We start from the raw sequence: 6,578 nt of genomic DNA on the forward strand, positions 1-6,578 counted from the left end.
ATTAAATTATCATACCAACTTTGGGAGAGCCAAAAAAATTTTGTAAATACTATACATAACAGAAATTTAATTTTTACATATAGTCTCTTCGGCGAGCGGTATATATTAGCGTGAGTGACTTCAGGTTAACAATCTATCCCAATTAAGTTACCAATGGTTACTAATTTGCCAAAAGTAGATGAAATTAAATCACCAAATATTTGCCAGGGAAAATTTTTGACACCATTCCAGCGTCAACTACTACAAAAAAATCTGGAACAGGATTTACCTGAATTGTCCCACCAGCGTATCCAAATTATGCTGTTGGCAGATGAGGGGAAGACTCAAACACAAATTCGCAAAGAATTAGGATGTTGTCCAGCAACAGCAAGACATTGGATACATATAGCTCGTAGTGGGATGGCACACCAATGGAATTCATCGCCTATTGGTCGTCCTAAAATCGTCAATGAGGAATATTTAGAGCGGTTACAACAACTAATTAATCATAGTCCCCGTGAGTTTGGTTACAGCTTTGAAAAGTGGACAGCAGGTTGGTTAAGCAAGCATTTAGCCAAAGAATTAGAAATTAAAGTCAGTGATTGTCACATCAAGCGATTGCTCAAACAAATAGGATTATCCACCAGACAAACATCCAGATCAAAATCAACTATAACCATGAAAAAAATAAACCAAGCAACAGAGGAAAGTCAAATTTACATTAAGGATCTGCCAACTGAAATTATGGCTAATGAAAGAAAAAAATTAGCTGTTAACTTTCTCCCATTAGCAAGCAATCAAAAATAAACCTCTGTAATAACTTCATAGTATTATGCTACAAAACACATCTGCAACAACGGTAAATCATTTATTACTCAACAAGATTCTTGGGTGTAATATTTCGGAACAGGAATTTCAAAAACACCAACATAAATTACAATACTTAGAGCCAAAATTAGGAAAAATATCTGCTATTCAACAGGGTATTTATATTGTCCTGAATAGTAAAATTCGGCTGACAGATAAAGCAGGACAATTAATCAAAACAGTCACAATAGGAGAAGCCTATGGGCATTTCACATTGTTTCAAGAAGAAAATTTCATACCTTACCAAGCTAAAGCCAGTCAAGATGTACAACTGTGTTTTATTCCCGGTGAATTACTCGTTTCATTGATAGTTAAATATCCGCAAATCAACACTCATTTAAAAACAGAAGCTCAAAATCTAAATTCTTTGTTAGTTAACACTAACCCACACGAAAATACAACATCTAATGTATCCGATAAGCCGATAAAAAAACCTACAACAGAAAAAAACCACAAACAAAAAAAGCCTAATCAAGCTTACTTTCCTCATCCTACTCAGAAAGTCAAACACCTCTTACAAAGAGTAACTCAACGCTATCCTTTCTTTGCCCAACAAAGTGAAGCAGACTGTGGTGCAGCGTGTTTAGTAATGATATCCCGATACTGGGGAAAAACCATCAGTATTAACCGCTTGCGGGATATTGCCAATATTGATCGTAGTGGTGCATCTTTACATGGTTTAATAGCTGCTGCGGAAAGTATTGGATTTGCTACCCGTCCCATAAAAACCAAAATCGAGTATTTAGCAAAACAAAAATTACCCGCAATTATTCATTGGCAAGGTCAACATTATATAGTTGTTTATGAAATTACCAATAAACAGATAATTGTAGGAGATCCAGCCATTGGTCAAAAAACTCTTAACTACAAAGAATTTCAAGAGAATTGGACTGGATATACACTACTATTACAACCCACAGTATCATTCAAAAATACCCAAGAAAGCACTACTCCCTTCTGGCAGTTTTTTGAACTAATTAAACCTCATCGTTTGGTACTGTTAGAAATATTCATTGCCTCACTCTTGATCCAAATCTTTGGACTTATCACACCCCTATTTACTCAATTAATATTAGACCGTGTAGTAGTACAACGCTCTGCACTAACATTAACAACAATCGGTTTGGGATTGATGATTTTTAGCCTTTTTCGTGTAGCGATAACAGGATTAAGAGAATATCTTTTAGGTCACACTGCCAACAAAATAGATGTGGCTTTAGTTGTTGGCTTTATTCGTCATACATTGCAGCTACCAATTAGTTTTTTTGAGACCCGTTATGTAGGAGATATTATTTCTCGATTACAAGAAAATAGCAAAATTAAAGACTTTTTAACTGGTGAATCATTGTCAATCCTGCTAGATTTAATCACTGTTTTTATCTACTTAGGATTGATGTTTTGGTATAGTTGGCAAATGGCTTTACTTGCCTTACTTATTGTACCGCCATTTTTCCTATTAGCCTTAATTGCTACCCCTTTTCTCCAGAAAATTTCCAGAGAGATATTTAATGCTAATACCAATGAAAGTAGCTATTTAATTGAAGTTATCACTGGTGTACAAACAGTAAAATCTATCGCCGTAGAACAGTCTGTAAGGTGGCATTGGGAAGAATTATTGCAAAAGGAGGTTAAAAAGAGTTTCTCCGGTCAAGTTATTGGTAATGGATTGCAAATTTTTAGTAACACAATAGAAGCAGTTATTTCTACTGGTTTATTGTGGTATGGGGCGCATTTAGTAATTAATAACCAGTTAACTATTGGACAATTAGTAGCATTTAATATGTTACTAGGAAATGTGATTAGCCCCTTTCAGAGATTATCAGTTTTGTGGAATAAATTACAGGAGGTAATCATTGCCTTAGAACGGATTAATGATGTTTTAGATGCAGAACCAGAAGAAGATTTACAGCAACAATTTAAGCAATACTTACCCAAACTTCAAGGTGAAATTCGCTTTGAAAATGTTACATTTCGCTACCATAAACATGATTCTGTGAATATTTTGGAAAATCTCAATTTCACAATTCAACCAGGTCAAATGGTAGCTTTAGTAGGACGCAGTGGTTGTGGTAAAACTACACTTTCTAAGTTACTTTTAGGGCTACATTTACCCACGGAAGGATCAATTTTGATTGATGGACATGATATTACTACTATTTCTTTACGTTCTTTACGTCAGCAAATAGGGGTAGTTGACCAAGATACATTTTTATTTGGTGGAACAATTCGTGAAAATATTAGCTTGGCACATCCTGAAGCCAGTTTAGGAGAAATTAGAGAAGCAGCAAGATTGGCTGGTGCTGATGAATTTATCAAAGACTTAGCACTGGGTTATGAAACCATAATTGGTGAAAATGGAGGATTATTGTCTGGTGGACAAAGACAAAGAATTGCCATTGCTAGGGCATTTTTAGGCAATCCCCCATTGTTGATTTTAGATGAAGCAACTTCTCATTTAGATACTGAATCTGAACAAATTATCCAAAAAAATTTGAATGCAATTCTCAAATCAAGAACTTCTTTAGTAATTGCCCATCGGTTGTCTACTGTGCAGAACGCTGATTTAATTTTGGTATTAGATAAAGGTGTGTTGGTTGAAAGTGGAACTCATGCAGAATTAATGTCGAAGCGGGGGCATTATTTCTATCTCAATCAACAGCAATTAAATATTATCTGCTGAACTGTGTAAGCAATTTTAAGCCCTGTCTAACAATTTACACTGAGGAAAATAAATCATGACTAATCAATTGAATGTAAGACAAACTACGCAACTTCAAAATTATGAATATCAGCAAGAATTAGTATCTAAAAATGCAGCTATAGCAACAGATGATTGGTCTTTTTTTACCAAAGAATTACTTGATGGCTTACCTCAAGTTTGGACTAGAGGATTACTGTATTTTCTAGTAATTTTCGTTGCCATTATCTTACCTTGGTCTATGTTATATAAAGTTGATGAAACTGGTGCTGCTAGAGGGCGAATTGAGCCAAAAGGTAAAACTGTAAAACTAGATAGTCCTGTATCTGGGACTGTCAAGGACATTAATATCAAAGAAGGTGATGTGGTGAAAAATGGACAAAAAATACTAGGTTTAGATACAGATTTATTAAACAAGGAATTACAACAAGGCGAAGATAAATTAAAAGGATTGTTAAATCGAGGATTCCAGTTAAAGTTATCCAAACAACAGTTAGTTGTTGCCTTAACAACCCAACAACAACAAAATCAATCTCAAGCTTTAGAAAAGCAATCTCAAATAGACCAAGCACAGCAAAATTTAATGGCGACTACTAATGTTTATCAACTACAAAAAGAGGAAAAAATTACTCAAGTAAATCAAGCTAAACAAAATCTTGAATATAGTAAAACTGCTAGTAATTTAGCACAAAGTAGTTTAACCAGTGCTTTAAGAGAAAAAGAACGTTATCGTCAGCTTTGGCAGCAAGGAGTAGTTCCAGAAATCAATGTCATAGAAAAGCAAGATATAGTCCAAGAGAAACAAAAGTTATATAAACAAAGCCAGTCAGATATTCAACAATCTCAGTTACGTTTAGCTGAACAACAAAGTAATTATCAACGAATTGTCAAACAAGGAAAGGCAGATATTACCCAAGCACAATTAAGATTGAATGAACAAAAACGCAGTTACCAAACTTTAATTCAGACGGGTAAGTTAGCTTTACTCAAGATTGAAGAACAGCAAAAAAGTCTAGAAACAGAAATTACCACTTTAAACGCGGAAATCGCTCAAACTAAACGACAAATTGAATCGTTAAAAATTCAATTAGGACAACGAGAATTAAAGGCAAATGTGAGTGGTACTGTGTTTCAGTTACCTATTCAAAAAGCTGGTGCTGTAGTACAACCAGGAACACTGATAGCGGAAATTGCTCCTCTGGGTTCGCCTTTGATAATTCGGGCGCAAATGATGACTAATGAAAGTGGTTCTTTGCGAAAAGGATTACCAGTTAAGTTAAAATTTGACGCATATCCTTTTCAAGAACATGGAATAGTAGAAGGAGAGGTAATAGCTATTTCTCCTACTGCTACAGAAGTGGATACAGCTAACGGCAAAGTGTCAGTTTATAACTTAGAAATTTCTCTGCAACAGAATTGTATTAAGAGTGGAAATAAATGTATTCCTTTTCGTCCAGGGGATACGGCAATGGCTGAAGTTATTGTACGTCAACGGCGAATTATTGATTTTCTAATTGACCCATTTAAACAGTTACAACAAGGCGGTTTGCAACTGTAGTCAGATGAAAATTCAATAATTTATAGACTAATACTTTTCGCTTCAGCCGAAAAAATAGAATTATGTAGGTTTGGTTGACTTCAGAAAACCCAACATTGATAAACTTTTGTTGGGTTGCGCGATCGCTTAACCCAACCTACAAAAACTAATAAATTACCATTCATTAAAAACAAACATCATGTTACAATATCAATCTTTGACTATTACTAATAACGATATTCTCCATCAAATCAAACTTGATTGTAAAATTCCTGAAATAGTTAAACAAATAATTAGCCGCAAAGTTATTACTGATGCTGCGACTGAAGCGGGAATCAAAATTGAAACAGAAGAACTTCAAGCAGCAGCGGATGAAATGCGATTAATGAATAAACTCATAAATGCTGAGGATACCTGGGCATGGTTGAATAAAAATGGTTTGTCTATTGATGATTTTGAAGCAATTATCTACAACAATTTACTATCTACAAAATTGGCTATTCATTTGTTTGCGGAGAAGATTGAATCCTATTTTTTTGAACGAAAGTTAGATTATGTTGGGGCTGTCATTTATGAGGTAGTTTTAGATGATGAAGATTTGGCTGATGAACTTTTCTATGCTATTCAGGAAGGGGAAACTAATTTTTATGATGTGGCGCGTTTACATATTCAAAATGTAGAATTACAGCGCAAAAGAGGATATAGGGGAATTATGCACCGTCAAGATTTAAAACCAGAAATTTCTGCTGCGGTTTTTACTGCTAAACCACCGGAAGTTTTAAAACCGATTGTGACCTCTTTGGGAGTACATTTAATTTTGGTTGATGAGATTGTTCAACCGCAGTTAGATGATGTTCTTGCTTATCAAATTGGTATGGATTTATTTTCTCAGTGGTTAAAGCAAAAGATTGAACAGGTTGATTTTGAATTGGTTATTCAGTAAATAATTAATGTAGAAAAATAACCTAGACAACATTTATATAGTGGCTTATCAAAAGTATAAGCTACTTTCTAAATGCAATACGTTGATGGTATTTTCATTTTACATAATAAGCTGTTATGTAACTAAATTTTATAATATTAATAAACTTAAATAATCAGGACTTACGCAAAAGGGAACGAAAGTAGGGGTAATTCATGAATTACCCCTAGGCAAGAATACAGCACTTTCCGATGTCATGAGGTACAAGAACCCCACCCCCAACCCCCTCCCCGCAAGCGATGAGGGGGCGATGATGTACCTTATAATAAAGGAATAAGCTGTAAGATTTTCAGTCACATCTTGCGTAAGTCCTAATAATGTGGCGCGGGCATTCTGATTAGTTTTTACAAGTTAAATTTATAATGTTTAGAGGTTGTTTGAAAAGTATTAGATGAAACCGATAATCTCTAGAAACCTAACCCTCCTTCCCCCCTTCCCTACCCCCCGTCTCTTATACAAATCTGACGCTTCCGACTATCTTACCCGTTGAGATGCCTGTGCTCGCCGCCCCTTGA

General features: G+C 35.0%; 4 protein-coding genes. All 4 read left to right on the plus strand.

The annotated features are described in order from the left end of the window. The first annotated feature begins 153 nt into the window (after positions 1–153). The 4 genes from IQ226_RS18805 to IQ226_RS18820 all read left to right on the plus strand — a co-directional run bounded on the left by IQ226_RS18805 (position 154) and on the right by IQ226_RS18820 (position 6,024). Complete coding sequence (locus IQ226_RS18805; RefSeq protein WP_193897832.1) at positions 154–786, plus strand: helix-turn-helix domain-containing protein; 633 nt, start codon at positions 154–156, stop codon at positions 784–786. Between the two features lie 25 nt (positions 787–811). Further along, positions 812–3,526, plus strand: a complete 2,715-nt coding sequence (locus IQ226_RS18810) for a peptidase domain-containing ABC transporter (RefSeq protein ID WP_193897834.1) — start codon at positions 812–814, stop codon at positions 3,524–3,526. Positions 3,527–3,581: 55 nt separating this feature from the next. After that, the gene (locus tag IQ226_RS18815) at positions 3,582–5,102 is read left to right on the plus strand and encodes an HlyD family efflux transporter periplasmic adaptor subunit (RefSeq protein WP_193897836.1); all 1,521 of its coding nucleotides are present in this window, start codon (positions 3,582–3,584) and stop codon (positions 5,100–5,102) included. A 178-nt stretch (positions 5,103–5,280) separates the two neighbouring features. After that, entirely contained in the window at positions 5,281–6,024 is a 744-nt protein-coding gene (locus IQ226_RS18820; RefSeq protein ID WP_193897838.1) for a peptidylprolyl isomerase, read from the plus strand. Positions 6,025–6,578: the final 554 nt, after the last annotated feature.

The organism is Dolichospermum sp. LEGE 00240, assembly GCF_015207875.1.
GTDB classification, from domain to species: Bacteria; Cyanobacteriota; Cyanobacteriia; order Cyanobacteriales; family Nostocaceae; genus Dolichospermum; species Dolichospermum gracile.

Coding starts and splice junctions, on each gene's coding strand:
- IQ226_RS18805 (WP_193897832.1), top strand. CDS start 154: ATGGTTACTAATTTGCCAAAAGTAGATGAAATTAAATCACCAAATATT.
- IQ226_RS18810 (WP_193897834.1), top strand. CDS start 812: ATGCTACAAAACACATCTGCAACAACGGTAAATCATTTATTACTCAAC.
- IQ226_RS18815 (WP_193897836.1), top strand. CDS start 3,582: ATGACTAATCAATTGAATGTAAGACAAACTACGCAACTTCAAAATTAT.
- IQ226_RS18820 (WP_193897838.1), top strand. CDS start 5,281: ATGTTACAATATCAATCTTTGACTATTACTAATAACGATATTCTCCAT.